The following is a 22502-nucleotide window of genomic DNA, read 5'->3' as shown; positions in this document are numbered from 1 at the left end:
GGGGAGATGGCCGCGAAGCGGCCAGAGGGGGTCCTCGCGCGTGAAGCGCCGACGGTCTTTGCAGCAGGAAGACCGAGCCCAGTCGTACCGACCCCCTCTGTCGCCTTCGGCGACATCTCCCCCTCGAGGAGGGAGATTATCAGCGCCACGGATCCGCCACCCTTGGCCAGATCGGCCGCTTCAGCTTCCTGTAGTCCGTCAGCGCCGGATTGCTCGGATAGGAACTCGGCGCGGCGACATAGATGATCTCGGCGGCGATCGGGGCGAAGCCGGCGTAGAAATGGTTCGTCGATTTGATCAGCAGGATGCCCTTCGACAGCGGATCGATGCCGAGATTGGAAAAAATGTCCGGTTCGAAGGCCTGCGTGCGGTTGGTGTTGAGGATGATGTCGACCTCGGTACCCTCGATGCGGACCACAGCAGACGGCCCCAATGTGACCCGGCTCGGCCCGAAACTCTGCCAGCCTTCGCCGACAGCCTTGAGCACGGTGACGCGCGCGTCGATCGGCTCGCCGGCCTGCGGCCCGGCCTTGCCGCCGAAGCGCAGGTCGATGACCGCGCCCTCGCCGGCAGCCTGACAAAACGTCACCGCGATCGGATCCCAGATCGTCGCGACGCCGACATTGTCGACGCCGCGCGCCAGCAGCTCGCGCAGCACGATGGTGCCGTCGCCCGGCACGCCGCCGCCGGGATTGTCCCAGATGTCGGCGATCACCACCGGCATGTCGTGGCGCTCGGCACGCGCGGCAAGCGCCCGCTCGATGCCTTCCGCAGCAGAGAGCATCGTCATCGCCGTCTTTTCGCGCAAGCCGTAGAGCTCGCGCCCCAGCGTCTCGGCGAGCTGGTCGCCCTTGGCCTTGTCATTGTCGGTGACGACCAGAATGCGCGTGCCCATTTCCGGCACATCGGCCGCCATGAAGCCGTGGACGACCGAGACCGACAGCACGCCGTCCTTGCCGTGCAAAGCTTTGATTTTGTCGACGAAGGAGCGCATCGGCTCGCGGCTGGTCGGCAGCACCTGGATCATGCGGCAGTCGAAGGTGGAGATGACCGGCCTGATCTCGCCGCGCGCCGCGGCCAGGCCGAGCTCGACGACATGCTCGCCGCGCTCGTAGAAATCGGTGTGCGGGAATTCGAGAAAATAGGCCATGACATCGCAGGCCGCCACGCGCTTCGGCGTCAAATGGCTGTGCGGATCGAACTCCGAGGCGATCACCACCTGCGGCCCGACGATGGCGCGCACGCGCTCGAGCAGATCGCCTTCGCAGTCGTCATAGCCTTGCGCCACCATCGCGCCATGCAGGCCGAGGATGACGGCATCGACCGGCAGGGCTGCTTTGAGCTGATCGAGGATCTCGTCGCGCAGCGCCTCGAACGTTTGCCGCTGCACCAGCCCGCCAGGCTCCGCCCAGGTGGCGGTGCCTTCGATCACGGTCAGTTCCTCTCTCTCGGCGCGTCGGCGCAATGCCACGATCGGCGAGGAGCACAGCGTCGGCGTCTCCGGGTGCTTTCCCGGACCGGCGTAGAAGGCCATCTCGAACGAGGCCCGGTCTGTCGGCACCGGCGAGAAGGTGTTGGTTTCCGTCGCCAGCGAGGCCGTGAAGATGCGCATGAAAGCTCCGGGCGGCAGGCACATATGGTGTGACTTTCCTACATTATCGATCATTTAGCGGCCATACAAGCGGCCAGCGATGTTGCTAAATTACATTCCGTTGAGTAGCGTGACCTCTGACCGAAGTGATGGAGGGAGACGGGTGGCGCTGAAGGCCGATTTCGAGGGCAAGACCGCTGTGGTGACCGGCGCGGGCGGCGGCCTCGGCTCGGCGATTGTGGCGCAGTTGGCCGAACGCGGGGCGCGGATCGTCGGATGCGACCGGTCGGCCGATGCGCTGGCCAGCCCGCATATCGCCTCGCGCCACGTCTTCGATCTGCTCGACCGGGCTTCGATCGAGGCGGCGATCCGCGCCCTGCTCGACAGGGACGGCGTGCCGGACATCCTCATCAGCAATGCCGGCTGGACGCGCGCCGAGACCATCGATGCGCTGACGGCGGACAGAATAGAGCAGGAGCTCGATCTCAACCTGACCGGCGTGATGACCTTCGCCGACCCGATCGTCAAGGCGATGGCCGGGCGCGGCGCGGGCAGCGCGGTCTTCGTCTCCTCCGTCAACGCCATCGCGCATTTTGGCAATCCGGCCTATGCCGCCGCCAAGGCCGGCATCAACGCCTATGCCAAGGCGATCGCCGTCGAGCTCGGCCGCAGCGGTGTGCGCGCCAACGTCGTCTGCCCGGGCTCGATCCGCACCGCCGCCTGGGATCATCGGCTGGCCAACAATCCCGAAATCCTGGCCCGGCTGAAGCGGCTCTATCCGCTCGGCCGCATCGTCAACCCGTCCGAAGTGGCGGAAGCGGTGGCCTTTCTTGCCTCCGACCGCGCTTCCGGCATAACCGGCGCGGTGCTGCCGGTGGACGCCGGAGTGACAGCGGGATACCTGCCTTTCATCGAAGACATTCTGGGGGCGTGACCGTGAGCCCCAAAGGCGATGGTCCTGCCGTCCGTGAAGGCAAGTGGATGAAAACCCCGACCGACATCATCACCCGCCTGCAATTGATGTCGCAGGACGGCACCAAATCGGACCGCCGGCTGGCCGGGCTGGTGCTTTCCGACCTCGATTTCGCCTCCAAGGCCGCGATCTCGGAAATTGCCGCGCGCGTCGGCGTCAGCGAGCCGACGGTCACCCGCTTCTGCCGCAATCTCGGCTGCGAGGGCCTGCGCGACTTCAAATTCTACCTGGCGCAGGCGATCGCCATCGGTGGCGCGTATCTGTCGCCGGCGCCGCTCAGCCGCGACGCGCGCGAGCAGCGCATTGCCTTCGCCATCACCGAAGCGGCGATCGCCGCTATCCAGCGCGCCGGCGAGGCCCTCGATATGGCGACGCTGACGGCTGTGGCAGCGCGCATCGCCGGTTCCGGCAATGTGCTCTGCATCGGTTCCGGCGGCATTTCCTCGATGATGGCGACCGAGATGCAGAACCGCCTGTTCCGGCTGGGCCTCCCGGCCCTCGCTCAGGTGGATGGCCAACTGCAGTGCATGTATGCCGCGGCCGCGACGCCGGAAACGACGCTGATCGCCTTCTCGGTCTCGGGCCATGCGCGCTCGGTCATCGAGGCGGTCGAGGTTGCGCAGCAATATGGCGCGACCACCGTCGCGGTCACCGCGCCGGGTTCGGCTTTGGCCAAGGCCGCCGACACGGTCATCGCTTTTCTGCCTGTCGAGGACGGCAACATCTACAAGCCCACCTCGTCACGTTACGCGCTGCTCGCCATCGTCGACATGATCGCCACCGTGGTGGCGGAATCGCGCGGCCCAACGGCGCTGGAGACCCTGCGTCGCATCAAGCAGAGCGTGAACACGCTTAAGGTCGACGATCCAAGGCTGCCGCTGGGGGATTGAGGACGGCAGTCGCGCCGCTCCCGTTGACCTTGGCGCTGTCCCGCCAACATGGATCACCCGGAAAGCCCCTCGACCCTTTTCGCCAGCGCCGCCGGATCGCCCAGCACCCGCAGCGTCTTCAGCCGCGATGTGCCACCGCTCACCACCGAGACCGACGAGCCCGGGACTCCCAGCGCCTTGGCGACAAGCCGTTCCAATGCCTTGTTGGCAGCGCCGTTCTCCGGCACGGCGCGCACGCGGGCCTTGAGATGGCTGCGTCCGTCGTCCGCTGTCTCGACGCCCTCGATCCGGTCAATCGCCGCCTTCGGCGTCAGTCGCACGTAGAGATCGATGCCGTCCGCGCGCGGGCGAAACGGAGCGTTCATCGATCAGGATGGCCTCAGACCACCCAGGAAATCACGGTGGTGAGCAGGAACTGCCGGATGAAGAAGATGAGCAGAAGAAGGATGATCGGCGAAATGTCGATACCGCCGAGATCCGGCATGTAGCGGCGGATCGGCCTCAGCGCCGGTTCGGTGAGCCGGTAGAGCATGTTGCCGACGGTGCCGACGAACTGATTGCGCGAGTTGACGACGTTGAAGGCGTAGAGCCAGGAAAAGATCGCCGAAGCGATGATGATCCACCAGTAGATATCAAGCGCCATGACGATGGTTTGAATGAGGGCGATCATGCCGGTCTCCAAATTGTCGCCGACATGTAGCCATTGCGCGCGGAACCGGCAAGGCCCGCCGCTCGGCGCCGGCCCGCGGGACAGACCGTTTCGCCTTGACATCAAACCGCCGCGACCGATACAAGCCGATCCGCTGGAACGGGGCTGTAGCTCAGCTGGGAGAGCGCATCGTTCGCAATGATGAGGTCAGGGGTTCGATCCCCCTCAGCTCCACCAGCCGAATCGGCGGCGCCACCGCGGCGAATGCCGGGCTAGCCGACCAACTCTCCATATGTGAGCAGTCCAAAACGGTTTGTTGGCCGCAAGATAGGCGGCGAGTCAGGGCTGCCCCGCGGTGCCGACCTGTCGGCCAGCCTCCGCCGTCGATCATTCCTGGACAGGCCGCCAGGCCCGTGAAGGCTCCTTGGCAGAATGCAGCACGGCCTTCGGCTTCGAAAGCCTCAGTCGTCCCAATCGTCCCAGTCGTCTTCATCCTGCCGCGGATAGTCGGGAATGACCCGGATAACCGGCTGTGGACGCTGATAGCGCCAGTAATATTCGTCGGGCGCTGCCGGTTCATAGCTGCGGTAGATTTGCCGATCGTGATGCTTGGGCTTCCAGTACTTGTGCTTCTTGTGCGGCCGCACGCAGTAGCCGTCCTCGGTCAGGTACGCGCATGTCACGTGCGCCTCCTGCACCAGGCTATCTCTGGCCGGCATAGCAATCACCGGCGCGGCATGGACCACAGGCACCGGCGCCAGCATGACGCCCGCAAGGGCAAGTACGGAAAATTTCATCGACCTCTCCATCGTCTGCGGTTTGGGCCGGAAAAACCTCCTGATTCGGGACGATTTGGGGCGGACGCATTCACTTTTCTTTCCCGCCGCACATATGAGCGTCAGATGATGTGCCATCACCACCGACGACCAGAGCACGACTTCGGCTCGATTGGCGGTTCATCGGGGCGCAAGCAATCCTTCGCGATTTCCGCGCCGGCACGACGGCGTTTCATACAACCCGCAGATAACTCGTCATGCCGGTCTTCTGGTGTTCAATGATGTGGCAGTGGAGCAGCCAGTCGCCGGGGTTGTCGGCGACGAAGCCGAGCTGGACCTTTTCGTTGGCCTCGATCAGGTAGGTATCCGATATCAGCGGCTGGACCGGCCGGGTCGAGGACGACAGCACCTTGAAGCTCATGCCGTGCAGGTGGATCGGGTGCGCATGCGGCGTCAGGTTCTCCATGTCGACGACATAGCTCTGGCCGAGCTTGAGCTCCGCCAGCGGAGCGGTCGGGTCCGGTGAGTCGCCGGACCACGGCACCTTGTTGATGGCCCAGAAACTGTAGCCAAGCGAACCGCAGATGCCATTGTTCGGAACGTTTTCCGCCGTGGCGCTGAGCGCCAGCGGAATATGCTGCGCGCCGGCGAGGTCCACCTCGGCGACCGGATTGGCCTCTAATGGGCCGAGATCGCGAACATCGCGCTTGAGCGACTTTCCAACCGAGCGCAGCGTTGCCAGGATTTTCGGCTTGGTGCCCCGGACGTCGCGCAGGCTGACGATCGCGCCTTCGTCGTCGGGCATGCGGATGGCAAGCTCCAGCCGCTGTCCGGGTCCGAGTTGCAGGGCATCGGGCGCAAAGCGCTGCGGCACCGGATTTCCGTCGAGCGCGATGACCGCCGCCTCGGCGCCGTCGACGCGAAACGCATAGACGCGGGTGACGTCGGTGATGGCTGCCCTCAGCCGCACCAGCCCGCCGGCGGGCGCGTCATATTGCGGCTGATCGAGCCAGTTGGCGGTGCGCAGCGTGCCATAGGTGCCGGTCTTGGCCGCGTCGCGCGGCCGGAACTGCTCGATGAACTGGCCGTCATCGCCGAGGCGCCAGTCGCGCAGGTTGATCACCACTTCGGCATCGAACGCCGGATCGTTCGGGTTCTCGACCACGATCACGCCGGTCAGGCCATGGCCCATCTGGGTCAGCGTGTTGCAGTGCGGATGATACCAGAAGGTGCCGGCGTCGGGCGGCGTGAAGGCATAGTCGAAATGGTCGCCCTGATAGACATAGGGCTGGATCATGAACGGCACGCCGTCCATCTTGTTGGGAACGCGGATGCCGTGCCAGTGGATCGTCGTCGGGTCGTCGATGCCGTTGACGAGCCGCGCGGCGAAGGGTTCGCCCTTTCTCATCCTGATAACCGGCGGCATGACGGCGTCGCCATAGGTCAAGACATTCTTCGTCGGCGCGCCGTTCATCAACTGCGCCTCGATGGTCGCGGTCTTCAGCACCACCGGGTCGGTCCGCGCCGCCGCAAGGCCGCTCAATCTGCCGATCGTCGAGGCGCCGATTCCGGCGAGACCAGCGGCAGCGCTGGCTTTGAGAAAATTGCGTCGCGTGAATACGGTCATCTGGCTTTCCGGCCGGCAGGTCCCCCGGGGCAGTTCACGATAATGCCGCCCGCTCGGGCGCCTATCACTATCCGCGTCCCCAGCCTAGTCCCGAAGGCTGAACACGAATGGCGCCGTGCGGGTGACGGGCGCGCCGAGCTCCGCCGGCGGCGCCGGCACCGAGGCGCCCTGCAGCGCGGCGAGCGCAGCGCGATCGAGGTCCGCGTCGCCCGATGATCGCGCCAGCCGGGCCGAGACCACCCGCCCCGATGCATCCACCGTGAAGGTCACGTTCGGGCTGCCTTCCGCCTTCCTCGATTTTGCGGCGCTTGGATAGCGCGTGTGCCGCCTGATCCAGGCCTTCAGGCTGGCATTCCAGCGCGATGGGCTGGCGCTTGAGCGCGGCGCCGCGTCGGAGGATTGCAGTGCGGCGGCTTTCGCCCCTGCTCTGGCATCGATGCTCGCCGTCATCATCGCCTTTGGAGGTTTGGCCGCCTTTTCCTTCTTTGGCCGCTCTTTCGGCTTTTCAAGCAGTTTCTTATCGGCCTTTTTCTTCGCTTCGACCGGCTTGGTTGGTTTGACCTCCGTCTCGACCGGCTTCGGCAGTGGCACGACCGCCTCCGGCGCGACCGTTTCGATGGGCTCGGGCACGATTTCTTCCAGTGGCGGCTGGTCGCTCAGCGCGGCGACGGTCGGTTCGGCCTGCTCGACATGCTCCGCCTCGGCGGCGTCAGCCGACTGGTCGGTGACCGTTTCCGCCTCCTCGACCGGGTCTGGCCGATCCGGCGTCACCCTGTCGAGCATGGCCGTTTCTTCCGGCAAGGGCGGCGCCGTCACCAGCGGCGCCATTTCGATCGCCAATGCTGGGGGCGGCCCGCCGTCCGGCGTTTCAAAGCTCAGGTTCTGGACCGCATAGGCGACCGCCACATGACCGGCAAAGACGATCGCGGCAGCGCCCGCCCACAGGCCGCCGACACGCAGGCGCAGGCGCGGCTGGCGGACTTCGGACAAGATGTCGGGCGTCATAGGCCGGTACCCGGCGCGGCACTGCCGGTGGCCCGGACACTGCCTGCCGGGCTAACGCTCTCGGCATTGGACGCCGCCTCCAGGCCGACCAGCGCAATCTTCAGGTAGCCGGCGGCGCGCAAGAGGTTCATCACCTCCATCAGGTCGCCATAGCCGACCGTCTTGTCGGCGCGCAGGAAGATGCGCGTCTGCTTGTCGCCCTTGGTCTTGGAGCCGAGCGCGGCGGCGAAGCTGGGGCGCGGCAGGCTGTCATTGCCGATGGCGAGCGTCAGGTCGCTTTTCAACGTCAGGAACAGCGGCGTCTCGGGCCGTGGCGCGGGCGATGCCGTCGAGCCCGGCAGGTCGACATTGACGTCGACCGTCGCCAGGGGTGCTGCGACCATGAAGATGATCAAAAGCACTAGGATGACGTCGATGAACGGCGTGACATTGATCTCGTGGCTTTCCTCGAGATCGTCGGCTGTTTCACGAATCCGCGCAGCCATGGGGAGTCACTCCGCCGCCAAGGCGCTTGCCGGCGGCACGGTGCGGAAATCGAGGTCGCGGCTGACCAGCCGCTCGACGCCCGCCGATGCATCGGCAAGGATCTGCCTGTAGCCGGCTATCGAGCGCGCAAAGACGTTGTAGATGACGACCGCCGGAATTGCCGCGACCAGCCCCATCGCCGTGGCGAGCAGCGCTTCGGCGATGCCGGGCGCCACCACCGCAAGATTGGTGGTCTGCGCCTGCGAGATGCCGATGAAGGCGTTCATGATGCCCCAGACCGTGCCGAACAGCCCGACGAAGGGCGCCGTCGAGCCGATGGTGGCGAGCAGACCGGTGCCGCGCGACATGCGCCGCGCCGCGGCCGCCTCGATGCGCGAGAGCCGGGAGGCAACACGTTCCTTCAAGCCGTCGCCAGGAGCATGGTCGAGCGCGCCGGCCGAAAGCGCCCGCTCCTCCTCCGCCGCACGCACCAGCAGCGCGCCGGGGCCGGCACTATGGCCGAGCGCGCGGCCGGCCTGCATAAGCGTCGCGGCATTGCCGATCGCACTGGCCGCGCGGCGGGCTCTCAGCTTGCCGCCGAGAATTTCCAGCGATTTGGCGAGCCAGATCGTCCAGGTGACAAGCGAGGCGAAGCCAAGCCCGACCATCACCGCCTTCACGACGATGTCGGCGGCCATGAACATGCCCCAGGGCGAGAGGTCATGCGGCAGCGTCAGCGCGACAGCGGAGGACGCCTCGCCGGCGGGGACCGCGCTCGGTGCCGGCTGGGCGGGTGGCTCGGCCGGGGCAGGGGCAGAGGGCGTCGCCGGCACCTGGACCGTGGGCGCCTGCGCCGCGGGAGTCTGTTCGATTGCAGGGGCGGTTGTCGTCGGCTGCTGCGCGGCGGGCTGCGTGGGCGTCGCCGGTTGCGCCTGCGCCATGGCAAAGCTGCTCGAAAACACGAGGTATGCGGCCGCAGCCAAAGAAAAGCCGTTTCGGGACAAGCCTGGCATTCGCTTCCTCATTGCACGTAACTGATGGGCTGGCCGGTGACGGGATGCTTGAGCACGCCCATGTCGACACCGAAAATGTCCTTGAGCACGTCGCCCTGCATGATCTCGTTCGGCGTCCCGCGCCTGAGCAGTCGGCCCTGCTTCAGCGCGATCAGCTCGTCGCAATAGCGCGCTGCCATGTTGGGGTCGTGCAGCACCACGACGACGCAAAGATCGCGCTTGCGGCTGAGATCCCTGACCAGCGCCAGCACCTCGACCTGGTGCGCGATGTCGAGTGCCGAGATCGGCTCGTCGAGCAGCATGACGCCGGCATTCTGCGCCACCAGCATGGCGAGCCAGGCGCGCTGGCGCTCACCGCCGGAAAGCTCGTCGACCAGCCGGTCGGCGAATGCGCTCATGTCGGTGAGCGCGAGTGCTTCCTCGACATGGCTTCTGTCTTGCGGCCGGAAGCGGCCGAGCGCGCCATGCCATGGGTAGCGCCCGAGCGCGGCGAGCTCGCGCACGGTGAGCCCCGTTGCCGCCGGCGTCGTCTGCGGCAGGTAGGCGAGCGCCCGCGCCAGCTCGCGCGCGCCCCATCCGGCCAAGGGGCGCTCGGCGAAGCGGATGTCGCCGGAGCTTGCCGGCTGCTGGCGTGCCAGCAGCTTGATCAGCGTCGATTTGCCTGAGCCGTTGTGGCCGATCAGCCCGTAGACGCGCGAGCGCTGCAGCTCGAGAGTGACCGGCCCGAGCAGCGTGCGTTCGCCGACGGCAAAGCGCACCGCCTCGACATGGAAGGCTGTCTGGGCACCGGTATCGGTCAATATCCGTCTCCGAGCGGCCGCTGCTTCAGGCTGTCCGCAAGCGGGCAATTCCCGCCTGACTAGAAAACATGATCTTTATAGTCAACTCTAAAGGTGACATTGTCGATCAAGAATCGCCGTTGCGTGCTGATCGACTGGGCTATGAGCTCTGGACGGCAGCCGCGCTGGCGCTGCTGGCAGGCGCGCCTAGAGCAATTCCAGGAAAAGTGCGTAGCGGTTTTCCGTCCGGAATTGCGCGAAAACAAACAACTTTAGAGCGGATCAGCGATTCTGAGAAAAGCTGAACCGCTCTAACCGAGCAATCGCGGGCACCTTCGCCTCACCAGGGCGAACGAACGGCCGGCGGCTGGCGCCCGGCGAAGGCGCCGGGCTGCGGTATCTCGGCGTCGCGCCGCGCCAGCGAATTGGAGAGCAAGGTGATCGTCTCGCGTCCGATCCGGCCGATCTCGCTCGGCCGGTCAATGCCGGCGACCATGAATTCCTCGATGCCGAGTGCAGCATAGGGCAACAGTGCCAGGGCAAGCCGTGCCGGTGGTCCCGCAACATCGACCGCTTGGTGGTCGGCGGCACCGACCCAGCCCTCGGGACGGATGCGTACGGGAAGCGCGAAGCGCAGCCTGCCGGCGCGGCCGTGCTCGGCGGCGGCGCTCCGCACGCGCTGGATCAAGTGCCTGACTTCATCAGGCGATCCGGCGGCGAGCTCGAAGATGTCGGCGTGGCGGCCGGCGGCTTTCAGCGCTGTGCCGGACTCTCCGCCGAGACGAATGGCGACATCAGCGCCATGCGGTCCCTTGCGCGGCACGTAGCCGCCGCGCACGCTGTAAAAAGCGCCTTCATGGTCGAACGGCCTTTCGTTCGACCACAGGCGTTTCAGCAGCACCAGATATTCGTCGGTGCGCTGCCAGACCAGGCTGTGGCCGACCGGCCGCGCCTCGGCGTCGCTATCCTTGAGCGGCTCGTTCAGCATGCGGAGCGACAGCCGGCCATCGCTCCTGGCGTGGAGCGCTGCGAGCTGCCTTGCCGCCACCGTCGGCTCGATCACGCCGGCCCAATGTGTCAGCACCACCTCCAACGAGCCGGTGCGGGCGAGCGTCTGGGCGGCGATATCCATATTGTTGAGAAGGCCGGCCGGATCGTCGACGACCAGCTTGCGGAAACCGGCATCCTCGATCAGCGATAGCCTGGTGGCGGTCTCGGCGAAATTGTAGAAGAACCTGCCATCGGCAGACTTTCCGGGAACATGCGTGAACTCGATCGGCATTGCATCTCCTCCATCACGTTGGATCTGCCCCGCTTGAAGCCCTCTTCTCGAATTCGTGCGTAGGCGCGCGACAGCGTCCCGGCGCAACGCCAGTTCAACTCCGATTACGCAACCAGGATTTTATTGTGGTCCCTCGGACCCGAGACGATCAGGGAATGATGCCGAGCACCACCGCGCCAGTGAAAACAAAGGCCAGCGCGAAGACGAGATAAGCGAAAGTGCCGCCATAGGCGGGCCTCCAGCTTTGCTCAGCGGTCAGCCTCGGGCCCTTGCGCTGGTCGTTCTGGATGTAGGACATGGTCGGGCCTCCGTCTCGACCATTAATCTATAAAGTTAGTAGACTTTGTCGATTGTTATTTTCTGAAGATTTGTGAAATGCTGTTCTCATTTTTTGGCAACTGGCGGATTTTCCTACCCTTCACGAATGAAATGACAAGGCCTTTGACTGGCCAGACTGGTCTTGGCCATCCCGCTTGTCAGCGATAGCATCGCTCCGAGCGAACAACAGGACGGAGAGCGACATGGGTGGAAGGCTGGCGGACAAGGTCGCCATCATATCGGGCGGCGCGACGGGCATGGGCGGGGCGGCATCCGAGCTGTTTGCCGCCGAAGGCGCCAAGGTTGCGATCGTCGACCGCAACGGTGAGGCGGCAGCCGCGACCGCCGCGGCGATCCGCGCGCGCGGCCATGTGGCGGAGCATTTCGTGGCCGATGTTTCCGACGAGGCGCAGGTGGAAGCGGCGGTGAAGGCGGCGGCCGACAGGCTCGGCCCGGTCACGGTGCTGTTCAATCACGCCGGCACCATCGTGATAAAGCCTTTCCTGGAGACGACCCTGAAGGAGTGGGACTGGCTGCACGCCGTCAATGTGCGCTCGATGTTCCTGATGACGCGTGCCGTGCTGCCCGGCATGACTGCCGCCGGCGGCGGCTCGATCGTCTGCACCTCGTCGATCTCGGCGGTGGCGGCGACGCCGAACGAAGTGCTCTACGACACGACGAAAGGCGCCTGCCACATGTTCGCCCGCGCCATCGCGGTGGAATTCCGCGACCGCAACATCCGCTGCAATGCCGTCTGCCCCGGTTTCATCCGCACGCCGCATGGTCTGCGCGAGGTCGCCGACCTCGGCAAGCTCGGCGTCGACGTTTCCGACGCCGCCATGGCCGCGCAGCAGGGGCGCATCGGCGAGCCGGAGGAGGTGGCCAAGGCCGCGCTGTTCCTGGCCAGCGACGAATCCAGCTTCGTCAACGGCGCGCATCTGTTTGTCGACAACGCGTTCACGGCGATCTGAGGCGTCCCAAGCTTGACGCCCTTCCTCTCCCACCGGAGGGGGGAGAGGAAAGAATCCTGCCCTACCGCTCCTCCCTGCGGTACGGCTTCAGCAGCGCCGATGGCGCTACCGCATTGCGCGACATGAACGCCATGGCGACGATGGTGAAGATGAAGGGCAGCATCAGGAACGCTTCGTAAGGGATATGGCCGAGCCCGCTTGCCTGCATGCGCAGCTGCAGGGCGTCGACGAAGGCGAAAAGCAGCGCCGCACCAGCCGAGCGCCACGGATCCCAGCGGCCGAACACGACCAGCGCGATCGCCACCCAGCCGCGGCCCGAGACCACGCCGAAGGTGAAGGCGTTGAACTGTGCCATCGTCAGAAACGCGCCGGCGAGCCCCATCAGCGCGCCGCCGAGGATCACCGCCTGGAAACGCGTCGCGATGACGCTGACGCCGGCGGAATCGGCGGCACGCGGGTTCTCGCCGACCATGCGCACCGACAAGCCCCAGGGGGTGCGATAAAGCACGAAGGCGGCGAGCGGGATGGCGAGGATGGCCAGGTAGACCAGCGTGAACTGATTGAACAGCGCCGGACCCAGGACCGGAACGTCCGCAAGCAGCGGGATCGGCGCCGTCTGGAAGCCCTTGATGCTCGGCGGCACCGATTGCTGGCCGAAGATCAGCCGGTAGAGAAAATACGCCAGGCCGGAGCAGAACAGCGTCACGCCGATGCCGCAGACATGTTGGCTGAGGCCCAGCGCCACCGTGAACAGCGCATGCAGCGCGCCCATCAGCGCGCCGACGAGGACAGCCACCAGCACGCCCAGCCACAGACTGCCGCTGAGGCTGGCGGCGGTGAAGCCGGCCATCGCCGACAGCAGCATGATGCCTTCGATGCCGAGATTGAGCACGCCGGCGCGCTCGGAAAACATTTCGCCCAGCGTGGCAAAGGCAAGCGGCGTGGCGATGCGGATGATGGCCGCGAGGAAGCCGACCTGAAAGATCTGCTCGAAAACCGCGCTCATGAGGATGCTCCGACGCGGCGGATGCGGTAGGCGGTGAAGAGCAGCGCCACCAGCATGGCAAGCAGCGCCGTTCCTTGGATGACCTCGCTGAGGAAGGCCGGCACGCCGGTGGCGCGCGACATCGCCTCGGCGCCGGTCATGACCGCAGCCAGGAAAATCGCCGCCGGCACCACCCCGAGCGGGTTGAGCCTGGCCAGCATGGCGACGACGATGCCGGAGTAGCCATACCCCGGCGAGATGTCGCTCATCACCTGGAAGTGTACGCCGCCGACCTCGCCGACGCCGGCAAGCCCGGCCAGCGCACCGGAGAGCAGCGCGGTGGAGAGCAGCACGCGCTGCACGTTGATGCCGCCATAACGCGCCGCTTCCGGGTTCTCGCCGGTGACGCGGATCCGGAAGCCGAGCGTCGTGCGCGCGATCAGGAACCAGCAAAGCGGTGCGGCGATCAGCGCCGCGATCACGCCGAGATGCAGCCGCGTACCCTCGATCAATACCGGGAAATTGGCCGCATCCTCGATCGGCGGCGAGATGGGATAGCCGCTGAAACTATCCTTCCACGGCCCCTCGATCAGCGCCATCAGCGCATAGTAGATCACCGAGTTGAGCAGCAGCGAGCTCACCACATCGTCGACCTTGAATTTGACCCGCAGCGTCGCCGGCACCAGCGCCACGGCGGCGCCGGCCGCCGCGCCTATCAGAACCATCAAAAGCATGGCGAGGTAACCGGGCATCGGGATCGCGCCGACGGCGCAGCTCGCAACCGCGCCGGCCAGCAGCTGGCCCTCTGCGCCGATGTTCCAGAATTTGGCGCGGAAGGCGATCGCCACGGCAAGTCCCGTGAAGATCATCGGCGCAGCGCGCACCAGCGTCTCGGTGATGGCATAGCTGTCGCCGAGCGAGGCCGACAGCATCACGCCATAGGCCTCGATCACACCGGCGCCGGCGATCGCGATCAGGCCGCTGCACAAAACCAGGGCTGCGACGATCGCAAGTAGCGGCAATGCAAGGTTGAACCATGCGGGCGTCGCGCTGCGGGCTTCGAGGCGAAACATCAGGCGTGGCCCTCCGCGCCGGTCATCATCAGGCCGAGCCTTGCCACGGTGGCGTCCGCGCTGGCCAACGTGCCGGCGATGCGGCCCTCATACATGACCGCGACGCGATCCGAGAGCATCAGCAGTTCCTCGAGATCCTCGCTGATGACGACAATGCCGCAGCCCTTGGCCCGCATGGCAAGAAACCTGTCGTGGATGAAGCGGGCAGCGCCGATGTCGAGGCCGCGCGTCGGCTGCGAGACGATCAGCACCTTGGGATCGAAGGCCAACTCGCGCGCCAGCAGCGCTTTCTGCAGATTGCCGCCCGAGAGCGCGCCGGCGCGCACCATCGGCCCGGGGCAGCGTATGTCATAGGCCTTGATCTGCGCTTCGGCGAAGGCGCGAATCGCGGCGGGATTGAGCAGGCCTTTGCGGCTGAAGGCATCGGTGGCGACGCGCGGCAACACCATCGAATCGGCGAGCGGCAGGTTGGTCACCAGGCCGGTCGTCATCCGGTCCTCGGGAATGCGGCCGAGACCCAGCGCCTGCAGCTCGCGCGGCGCGTATCGGGTGACTGTTTTGCCGGCGATCGCCATCGTGCCGGCGTTGGGCACCAACATGCCGGAGATCACATCGGCGAGCGCGCGCTGGCCATTGCCGGAAACGCCGGCGATGCCGAGGATTTCGCCCGCGCGCACAAAGAGCGAGACGCCACGCAGCGGCGTGCCTGGATGAGCCGACGTCGAAATGCCGTCCAGCGTCAACACCGAGGCGCCGGGCGTCGCCGCCTGTTTGGTCGGCGGCACGATCTCGTGGCCGCACATCAGTTTCGCCATTTCGGCCGAAGTGGTGCTTGCCGGATGGTCGACACGGCCGGCCACCTTGCCGTGGCGGAGCACCACGCAGCGATGGGTCAGCGCCCGCACCTCGTTGAGCTTGTGCGAGATGAAGATGATGCCGAGGCCTTGAGCCGCCATCGAGCGCAGGGCGGCGAACAGGCCATCGACCTCGTTCGGCGCCAGCACCGCCGTCGGCTCGTCGAGGATCAAGAGCCTGGCGCCGCGAAACAGCGCCTTGATGATTTCCAACCGCTGCTGCTCGCCGACCGACAGCGCCGAGACCGGCAGGTTTGGATCGAGGCTCAGCCCATGCCGATGGCCGATCTCCTTCAGCCGCGCCAGCCCGCCGGCGCGATCTATCCGGCCCGACTTGCCGGGGATGCCGATCAGCAGATTCTCCAGCACCGTCAGGCGTGGCGCCAGATGAAAATGCTGGTGCACCATGCCGATGCCGGCGGCGAGCGCATCCGCCGAATTGTGAATGGCGACCGGCCTGCCCCCGACCAGGATCTCGCCGGCATCCGGGGCATAGGCGCCGAACAGCACGTTCATCAGCGTCGTCTTGCCGGCACCGTTCTCGCCGAGCAGGCCGAGGATCTCGCCGGGCGCGACGCTGAGATCGACGGCCTCGTTCGCCTTGACGGCGCCGAAGCTCTTGGTGATGCCGCGCATTTCGATCAAAGGGGCGGACAAGGGTGCTCCCGAACTTGTTAGGGCGTGCCCTTCGCCCCCCTCTGGCCTGCCGGCCATCTCCCCCTCAAGGGGGGAGATCAAATGTCACACCGGCCTTCGCTAACTTTCGCGGTGAATGATGACACCATCGGCGAAGCTGCCAATCTCCCCCCTTGAGGGGGAGATGTCCGGCAGGACAGAGGGGGTGGCTAGGCGCCAACCCCGAAACGAAGCGCTCAATCCGAAACCGGCGTGTTCTCGTCGACATCGACGCGGAAATTGCCTTCGAGGATCTCGGCCTTCTTCTTCTCGACCAGTTCCTTGACCTCGGCCGGCAGCGTCTTGTCGAACTTGTGGTAGGGCGCCAGATACGAGCCGCCCTTGCTCATGCGCGAGAAGTCGCCGTAGTCCTGCGCGGTGAAGACGCCGGCCTTGACCAGCTTGATGGCCTGCGAGACGGTCGGATACATGTCCCAGACCGGACCGGTGATCACCGTGTCGGGGCCGAGGCTCGACTGGTCTGACATGTTGGAGATGGCAAGAATCTTCTTCTCCACCGCCGCCTCGATGACGCCGAAGCGCTCGGCATAGATGACGTCGACACCGGCATCGATCTGCGCCACGGCCGCTTCCTTGGCCTTCGGCGGATCGAAGAAGGAGCCGATGAAGGCGACCTTTCTCTTGACGTTCGGGTTGACCTCCTTGGCGCCGGCGAAGAAGGCATTGACCAGCCGGTTCACTTCCGGAATGCCCATCGCCGCCACGGCGCCGACGGTGCCCGACTTCGACATCTTGCCGGCGATCAGACCGGACAGATAGGCCGGCTCGTGGATCCAGTTGTCGAAGACGCCGAAATTGGGTTCGGCCGGACCGGCGCCGGAACCGAACAGCCAGGCCGTCTTCGGGAACTGCTTGGCGGTGCGGCGCGATTCGCGTTCGGCCGCGAAGGCATCGCCCAGCACCAGCTGATAGCCGCCCTGCGCATATTCGCGCATGACGCGGCTGAAGTCGGCTGTCTGCACCTTTTCCGACCATTTGTATTCGATGCCCAGCTCCTTCTCGGCCTTCTGCAGGGCGACGTGGATCTGGTTGTCCCACGGCTCCTCGATCGGCGTGGCGAAGATCGCCGCCACCTTCAGCTTCTTGTCCTTGGCGACGGCAGCAGCCGGCATCATGGCCGCTGCCAAGCCAAGCGCACCGATCTCCAGCACGTTGCGCCGCGACAGGCCGGCGCGCTGCATTTTGCTATCATCGTGTTTCATGGAAGTGCCCCTCTGTTCGACGGCCGTGTCGAGCCGGCCGTTCAAATGTCAGACGCCAGGACTATGGAACGACGCCCGAGTTTTGTCCACATGGTCAAATTTGACCTGTGGCCGCTTTGCAAGCTGCGAGCATTTGCATCGCTGCTCGAAAACATGCAGACATGGCGCCTCCCACAATCGATGGCAGCGGAGGGGACATGGCCGAAGTAGCAGTGCAGCGGGCGACAGGGCGCGGCATCTGGGGCTGGATGTTCTTCGACTGGGCGGCACAGCCTTTCTTCACGGTCGTCACCACCTTCATCTTCGGGCCCTATTTCGTGTCGCGCATGGCAAGCGATCCGACCACCGGGCAGGCGTCCTGGGGCTACGGCATCGCCGCAGCCGGACTGGTCATCGCCGTGCTTTCGCCGGTGCTCGGCTCGATCGCCGACCAGACGGGTCCGCGCAAACCCTGGATCGCCTTCTTCGCGGCGATCAAGATCACAAGCCTTGCGCTGCTATGGTTCGCGGCACCGGGTTCGAACCTGTTCCTGGTCGTGCTGCTATTCTCGCTCGCCTCGGTGGCGGCGGAATTCTCCACCGTCTTTAACGATTCGATGATGCCGCGCCTGGTGCCGAAGGAGGAGATCGGCAGGATTTCCAATGTCGCCTGGGGGCTTGGCTATCTCGGCGGCATGATCGCGCTGATCTTTGTCGTGCTGTTCCTGGCCGGCAATCCGGACACCGGCAAGACGCTTATCGGCCTCGACCCGCTGTTCGGGCTCGACCCGAAGCTCGGCGAAGATGCGCGCGCCACCGGACCGCTGTCGGCAGGCTGGTACTTCCTGTTCATCCTGCCGATGTTCTTGTTCACGCCCGACGCCAGCAGGGGCATCGCGATGGGGCCGGCGGTGCGCGAGGGTCTGTCGGAACTCAAATCCACGCTCTTCGAGGTGCGCCGGCGCGCCGGCATCTTCCGCTTCCTCGTCGCCCGCATGATCTACCAGGACGGCGTCAACGCGCTGCTGGCGCTCGGCGGCACCTTCGCCGCCGGCATGTTCAACTGGTCGATTACCGAGATCGGCATGTTCGGCATCATCCTCAACGTCGTGGCCATCTTCGGCTGCTGGATCGCGGCACGGATCGATACCGCGCTCGGCTCCAAGGCAGTGGTGATGATTGCGCTGGTCATGCTGTCGGTCGCAACGGTCGGTGTCGTCTCGACTGGTCCGGGCTTCACGCTGCTGGGCCTGATCCAGCTCCCGAGCGCCGATTCCGGCGGGCTGTTCGGCACCGCGGCCGAGAAGGCCTATATCCTTTATGGCCTGCTGATCGGCCTGGCGTTCGGGCCGGTGCAGGCCTCATCCCGCTCCTACATGGCGCGCAGCGTCACGGCGGCCGAGTCCGGCCGCTACTTCGGCATCTATGCGCTGGCCGGCCGGGCGACGAGTTTCCTCGCGCCCTTCATGGTGGCGACCATCACCGCCGTGAGCGATTCGGCACGGCTCGGCATGGCGGCGATCATCCTGTTCCTCGGCGTCGGCTTGGCGATCCTGGTCAGGACGCCGTACCCGGCGGATCGGCCGGTGGAGTAGAGACGCTTCGATAATTCTACTCCGCTGGCCGCCTGCCGCGGTTTTCTGCGCTTCCGGTGCTCACGGACTCAACCTCCGCTCCGCTCCGGTTCTCGAAAACCACATCAGTCGACTCAGCGGAGCGAATTCTCGAACATCTCTGCGCCCAGCAGCACTCAATGCCTGAAGTGGCGGACTCCGGTGAAGACCATGGCGATGCCGTGCTCGTCGGCGGCGGCGATCACGTCCTCGTCGCGCATCGAGCCGCCGGGCTGGATCACCGCCGTGGCGCCGGCCTCGATCGCCGACAGCAGGCCATCGGCAAAGGGGAAGAATGCGTCGGAGGCGACGACCGAGCCCTTGGTCAGCGGTTCGGCAACGCCCGCTGCTTCGGCCGCGTCGAGCGCCTTGCGGGCGGCGATGCGAGAGGAATCGACGCGGCTCATCTGGCCGGCGCCGATGCCGACGGTGGCGCCGTCCTTGACATAGACGATGGCATTCGACTTGACGTGCTTGGCGACGCGGAAGGCGAATTTGAGATCGGTCATCTCGGCCGGCGTCGGCGCGCGCTTCGTCACCACCTTGAGCTCGAGATCATCGACCACCGCGTTGTCGCGGCCCTGCACCAGCAAGCCGCCGGCGACGGACTTCACCACCGTGCCGGCGGCGCGCGGATCCGGTAGGCCGCCGGTGACGAGAAGGCGCAGGTTTTTCTTCGCCGCGACGATCGCGGCGGCTTCATCGGTCGCGCCAGGCGCGATGATGACCTCGGTGAAGGTCTTCACGATCTCTTCCGCCGCTTCGGCATCGAGCGTGCGGTTCATTGCGACGATGCCGCCGAAGGCCGAGACCGGATCGCAGGCCAATGCTTTGGCGTAGGCGGCTTTGAGCGTTTCACCCTCGGCCACGCCACAGGGATTGGCGTGCTTGATGATGGCGATCGCCGCCGCGCGGGCGGGATCGAACTCGCCGACCAGCTCGAAGGCGGCATCGGTGTCGTTGATGTTGTTGTAGGAAAGCTGCTTGCCCTGCAACTGCCTGGCGGTGGCCACGCCCGGGCGCTTGTCGCCCGAAAGATAGAAGCCGGCGTCCTGGTGCGGGTTCTCGCCATAGCGCATGACCTGGTCGAGATGACCGCCGAAAGCGCGCCATGTCGGATGCTCGATCTCCAGCGCCTCGGCAAACCAGCCGGAGATCGCCGCGTCATAGGTCGCGGTGCGGGCAAAGGCCTTGGCCGCCAGCTTCTTGCGGAAATCGAGCGACAGCGAGCCGAAGTTCATCTCCAGCGCATTGACCACCGATGCGTAGTCGGCAGGATCGGTGACGATCGCGACATAGGCATGGTTCTTGGCCGAGGCGCGGATCATTGCCGGGCCGCCGATGTCGATGTTCTCGACGATCGACGCGTAGCCGGCGCCGGAGCGGCGGACCTCCTGGAAAGGGTAAAGGTTGGAGACGACAAGGTCGATCGGTTCGATGCGGTGATCGTGCATCGCCTTGGCATGGTCGGGGTCGTCGCGCACGCCGAGGAGCGCGCCGTGCACCGACGGATGCAAGGTCTTGACGCGGCCGTCCATGATTTCCGGGAAGCCGGTCAGTTCCGAAACATCGCGAACCGCCAAGCCCGCCTCGGCGATCGCTTTCGCCGTGCCGCCGGTGGAGACCAGCTCGACGCCGGCCGCGGCGAGCGCCCTGGCGAAATCGACCAGGCCGGTCTTGTCGAAGACGGAAAGCAGCGCACGGCGGACCGGAACGAGATCGGGCGCGGGAATGTTCTTGGCGGGGACTGCCATGGGCTGGCGGCCTTTCACAGCTGATTGGAGTGTTCGCGGGCCCTAGCATATGAGGCCTGGAAATCAAACCGCACGGACATAAAGCGCGTCGTTCTGAGAGGGATGCAGGCGACGCGCTGTAAGTTTCGTTTGGATGCCTGCCGCTGTGTCCGAACCGCTGCACACTTCTGAGCGACATGGATTGGGCGATCAGTTGTTTTCCAGTCGGCCGGCGATGTCCGTGCGCGTCAGCTGCCAGTGGACCTCGGCGATCTCCGAAGCCTTGAAGGCAAGCACGATCTGCCGGCTGCGACGCGGCCCGCCGAGGCCGGCGAAATAGATCGATTCCTCGATCTGCGGGAGAACCTCGGCGCAGGTGAACGTCCAGCTATCGCCCTGGGCGGCTGCCAGCGTCAGCCTGTCATGCTCGTCCTGCAGCAAGCTGATGTCGGGATGGATGTGAAAACGCACGGTGACGAAATCGCGGCCATTGTCGCGAAGCGCGCCGCCGCCGGGCCGCTGGAAACGGTCGCGGCCGGCCAGCAGGTTGCCGTTGTCCGTCAGCGTCAGCTCGCGCTCATGCAGGAGGCCGAAGCGCGCGGCATAGCCGTCGTGGCGGGCGACGAAGCCATGCACGCCTTTCTGGTCGATGCGCGTGCAGGGCACGTGCTGCGGGCCGCCGATCAGCGGCGAGCCGAGCAGGTCGCTGACCCGCAGCGAATGGCTGAAGCGCGCCGACGACGTGTCGTTGATGGTGGCGGTAGAGTGCGCGGCGGTGGCGCGGGCGAGCGGCCGGAACTCGGCGTCGCCGTAGGTGTCTATGCCGGCGTTGACGATGAAATGCTGGCGGCCGGAAGAAAGCTCGAAAGCGAGGCACCCGGCATGCGCGGCATTGGAGACGTCGACGGGAGGCGGCGGGCCGGTGTCGGCGATCACCGTCACGCCGCCCATGGACAGCCGCTCATAGCCGGAATGCGGGGCGTGCAGCAGCGGCGAGCCCACCGTGTCGTCATGGCGCAGGATGGTGGCGATGCGGTCGTGAATGGTGGCGCCCATGCCGTTGAAACGGGCAAGGCTGCCGTCCTGATGGCGGAAGAAGCGCAGCGCCGGCAGCATCCGGTCGATGGCGTTGATCAAGGCCGGCGGCGGCGTCTCGGCCTGGTTGGCATAGGTCTGGCGCAGCGGCAGAAGGTCCGCCAGCAGCTCCAGCACCGAGATCGGATTGCGCGAGATGTGCCCGCCGTCGGGCAGGATCTGATGGTCGAGCTCCTCGGCAAGGTTGCGCGTCGCGGAACGCAGCGTCGAGGGCGCCGCCGGCAAGGAGAGAGCGGCGAAGGCGAGCGCGATGCGGGCGCGCAGCCTGTCCTTGCCGTCAGGCATCTCGCGCGCCATGGATCGCAGATAGCGGATTTGCATGGCGAGCGATTTGAGGAAGGCGCGGTAGAACGGGAATTCGGCGCCCTGCAGCACGACGGAGGAATGCTGCAGCCAGGCGATCACACGCTTGGCGGTCGTGCCCGGCTCCCAGGCAACGCCGGCTATCTGGTTGGAATGCATGGCGATCCAGTCGGAAACCAGCGCCCGCGCGTTGGCAGCAGCGAGGTCGGTACCGGCGGCGCGCATATGGCGTAGCCAGCGAAAGCCGTGCAGCGACTTCTGCCAGCCGCGATTGGGCACATCGATCTGGAAGGGGGACTTGCCGCCGGTTTCGACCATATGGCCCGACAGCGGATAGCGACCATAGTAGATTTCCAGCGCAATCTGCGGATCCGCCAGTCTCAGATCGGGCGGCGCGATAAGGACGCGCTCGGGCGTGCGGCCGGAATAACGCCAACGATAGATAGGACCGGCACGAAGGCGCCGGCGCGTCTTGCGCCAGAACTCCCTCGCGACAAGCGTCCACAGACGCGTCGTGCTTCCGGCAGCAAGTGCCAAAACCCCTCCTGAATGGTGCTCAGCCCCAAAGCACAAGATTATATGATTCAAGAACTTATGCGAAGGCGGATTTCGCCGAAGTGAACCGCTTCA

At 65.8% G+C, this 22502-nt stretch carries 22 protein-coding genes and 1 tRNA gene; 6 read left to right on the top strand and 17 right to left on the bottom strand.

Annotated elements, in window-relative coordinates; translation table 11 throughout:
• Positions 1–139: 139 nt before the first annotated feature.
• Complete coding sequence (locus tag EN818_RS19345) at positions 140–1612, bottom strand: M81 family metallopeptidase (protein WP_095804793.1); 1473 nt, start codon at positions 1610–1612, stop codon at positions 140–142.
• A 142-nt stretch (positions 1613–1754) separates the two neighbouring features.
• Between EN818_RS19345 and EN818_RS19340 the strand changes: the two genes are divergently transcribed.
• Together EN818_RS19340 and EN818_RS19335 are read left to right on the top strand one after the other, a co-directional pair.
• Positions 1755–2525, top strand: a complete 771-nt coding sequence (locus EN818_RS19340; protein WP_245420292.1) for an SDR family NAD(P)-dependent oxidoreductase — start codon at positions 1755–1757, stop codon at positions 2523–2525.
• Positions 2526–2572: 47 nt separating this feature from the next.
• Positions 2573–3454, top strand: coding sequence for a MurR/RpiR family transcriptional regulator (locus tag EN818_RS19335; RefSeq protein WP_095804966.1), 882 nt, complete (start codon positions 2573–2575; stop codon positions 3452–3454).
• Positions 3455–3507: 53 nt separating this feature from the next.
• Here EN818_RS19335 and EN818_RS19330 read toward each other — a convergent pair whose 3' ends face one another.
• Complete coding sequence (locus tag EN818_RS19330) at positions 3508–3819, bottom strand: DUF167 family protein (protein WP_095804791.1); 312 nt, start codon at positions 3817–3819, stop codon at positions 3508–3510.
• 14 nt (positions 3820–3833) lie between these two features.
• A complete protein-coding gene (locus tag EN818_RS19325; RefSeq protein WP_095804965.1) occupies positions 3834–4124 on the bottom strand; it encodes a YggT family protein in 291 nt (96 codons plus the stop codon).
• A gap of 140 nt (positions 4125–4264) precedes the next feature.
• Between EN818_RS19325 and EN818_RS19320 the strand changes: the two genes are divergently transcribed.
• Positions 4265–4340 (top strand) — tRNA-Ala (locus EN818_RS19320).
• Between the two features lie 224 nt (positions 4341–4564).
• On the opposite strand, the gene EN818_RS19315 is transcribed toward EN818_RS19320, so the two are convergent.
• The 6 genes from EN818_RS19315 to EN818_RS19290 all read right to left on the bottom strand — a co-directional run bounded on the left by EN818_RS19315 (position 4565) and on the right by EN818_RS19290 (position 9789).
• Positions 4565–4900, bottom strand: coding sequence for a hypothetical protein (locus tag EN818_RS19315; RefSeq protein ID WP_129553632.1), 336 nt, complete (start codon positions 4898–4900; stop codon positions 4565–4567).
• A gap of 211 nt (positions 4901–5111) precedes the next feature.
• Positions 5112–6506 carry a multicopper oxidase family protein gene (locus EN818_RS19310; protein WP_135905062.1) on the bottom strand — a complete coding sequence of 465 codons (1395 nt, stop codon included), beginning with the start codon at positions 6504–6506 and terminating at the stop codon, positions 5112–5114.
• Between the two features lie 84 nt (positions 6507–6590).
• Entirely contained in the window at positions 6591–7511 is a 921-nt protein-coding gene (locus EN818_RS19305; RefSeq protein ID WP_095804789.1) for a TonB family protein, read from the bottom strand.
• The gene (exbD, locus tag EN818_RS19300; RefSeq protein ID WP_095804788.1) at positions 7508–7996 is read right to left on the bottom strand and encodes a TonB system transport protein ExbD; all 489 of its coding nucleotides are present in this window, start codon (positions 7994–7996) and stop codon (positions 7508–7510) included. The genes EN818_RS19305 and exbD overlap by 4 nt, the downstream gene beginning before the upstream one ends.
• Positions 7997–8002: 6 nt before the next feature.
• Positions 8003–8917 carry a tonB-system energizer ExbB gene (exbB, locus tag EN818_RS19295; RefSeq protein WP_245420291.1) on the bottom strand — a complete coding sequence of 305 codons (915 nt, stop codon included), beginning with the start codon at positions 8915–8917 and terminating at the stop codon, positions 8003–8005.
• Between the two features lie 80 nt (positions 8918–8997).
• Entirely contained in the window at positions 8998–9789 is a 792-nt protein-coding gene (locus EN818_RS19290; RefSeq protein ID WP_129553633.1) for an ATP-binding cassette domain-containing protein, read from the bottom strand.
• A 68-nt stretch (positions 9790–9857) separates the two neighbouring features.
• On the opposite strand from EN818_RS19290, the gene EN818_RS19285 reads away from it, so the two are divergent.
• On the top strand, positions 9858–10073 hold the full coding sequence (locus EN818_RS19285) for a hypothetical protein (protein ID WP_135905060.1): 216 nt from the start codon (positions 9858–9860) through the stop codon (positions 10071–10073).
• A gap of 35 nt (positions 10074–10108) precedes the next feature.
• Here EN818_RS19285 and EN818_RS19280 read toward each other — a convergent pair whose 3' ends face one another.
• Positions 10109–11050: an LLM class flavin-dependent oxidoreductase gene (locus EN818_RS19280; RefSeq protein ID WP_135905058.1), complete on the bottom strand. Its 942-nt coding sequence runs from the start codon at positions 11048–11050 to the stop codon at positions 10109–10111.
• 148 nt (positions 11051–11198) lie between these two features.
• A complete protein-coding gene (locus EN818_RS19275; RefSeq protein WP_095804785.1) occupies positions 11199–11348 on the bottom strand; it encodes a hypothetical protein in 150 nt (49 codons plus the stop codon).
• A 223-nt stretch (positions 11349–11571) separates the two neighbouring features.
• Here EN818_RS19275 and EN818_RS19270 point away from each other — a divergent pair, with 223 nt between their 5' ends.
• Positions 11572–12339: an SDR family oxidoreductase gene (locus EN818_RS19270; RefSeq protein ID WP_095804784.1), complete on the top strand. Its 768-nt coding sequence runs from the start codon at positions 11572–11574 to the stop codon at positions 12337–12339.
• A gap of 61 nt (positions 12340–12400) precedes the next feature.
• Here the strand turns inward: EN818_RS19270 and EN818_RS19265 are convergent, their stop codons facing one another.
• The 4 genes from EN818_RS19265 to EN818_RS19245 form a co-directional block, all read right to left on the bottom strand.
• A complete protein-coding gene (locus tag EN818_RS19265) occupies positions 12401–13345 on the bottom strand; it encodes an ABC transporter permease (RefSeq protein ID WP_095804783.1) in 945 nt (314 codons plus the stop codon).
• Entirely contained in the window at positions 13342–14397 is a 1056-nt protein-coding gene (locus EN818_RS19260; RefSeq protein ID WP_095804782.1) for an ABC transporter permease, read from the bottom strand. The genes EN818_RS19265 and EN818_RS19260 overlap by 4 nt, the downstream gene beginning before the upstream one ends.
• A complete protein-coding gene (locus tag EN818_RS19255; RefSeq protein ID WP_095804781.1) occupies positions 14397–15908 on the bottom strand; it encodes an ABC transporter ATP-binding protein in 1512 nt (503 codons plus the stop codon). Before EN818_RS19255 ends, EN818_RS19260 begins: the two co-directional genes overlap by 1 nt.
• Before the next feature lie 215 nt (positions 15909–16123).
• A complete protein-coding gene (locus EN818_RS19245) occupies positions 16124–17149 on the bottom strand; it encodes a BMP family protein (protein ID WP_135905056.1) in 1026 nt (341 codons plus the stop codon).
• 197 nt (positions 17150–17346) lie between these two features.
• On the opposite strand from EN818_RS19245, the gene EN818_RS19240 reads away from it, so the two are divergent.
• Complete coding sequence (locus EN818_RS19240; protein ID WP_095804962.1) at positions 17347–18723, top strand: MFS transporter; 1377 nt, start codon at positions 17347–17349, stop codon at positions 18721–18723.
• Positions 18724–18878: 155 nt separating this feature from the next.
• Here EN818_RS19240 and purH read toward each other — a convergent pair whose 3' ends face one another.
• Positions 18879–20495: a bifunctional phosphoribosylaminoimidazolecarboxamide formyltransferase/IMP cyclohydrolase gene (gene purH / locus EN818_RS19235; RefSeq protein ID WP_095804780.1), complete on the bottom strand. Its 1617-nt coding sequence runs from the start codon at positions 20493–20495 to the stop codon at positions 18879–18881.
• Between the two features lie 189 nt (positions 20496–20684).
• Positions 20685–22409, bottom strand: coding sequence for a heparinase II/III family protein (locus EN818_RS19230; protein WP_095804779.1), 1725 nt, complete (start codon positions 22407–22409; stop codon positions 20685–20687).
• Between the last annotated feature and the right edge of the window lie 93 nt (positions 22410–22502).

It is taken from the genome of Mesorhizobium sp. M3A.F.Ca.ET.175.01.1.1, assembly GCF_004791945.1.
Taxonomy (GTDB): Bacteria; Pseudomonadota; Alphaproteobacteria; order Rhizobiales; family Rhizobiaceae; genus Mesorhizobium.
This window is presented reverse-complemented; position numbering and strand designations above follow the sequence as displayed.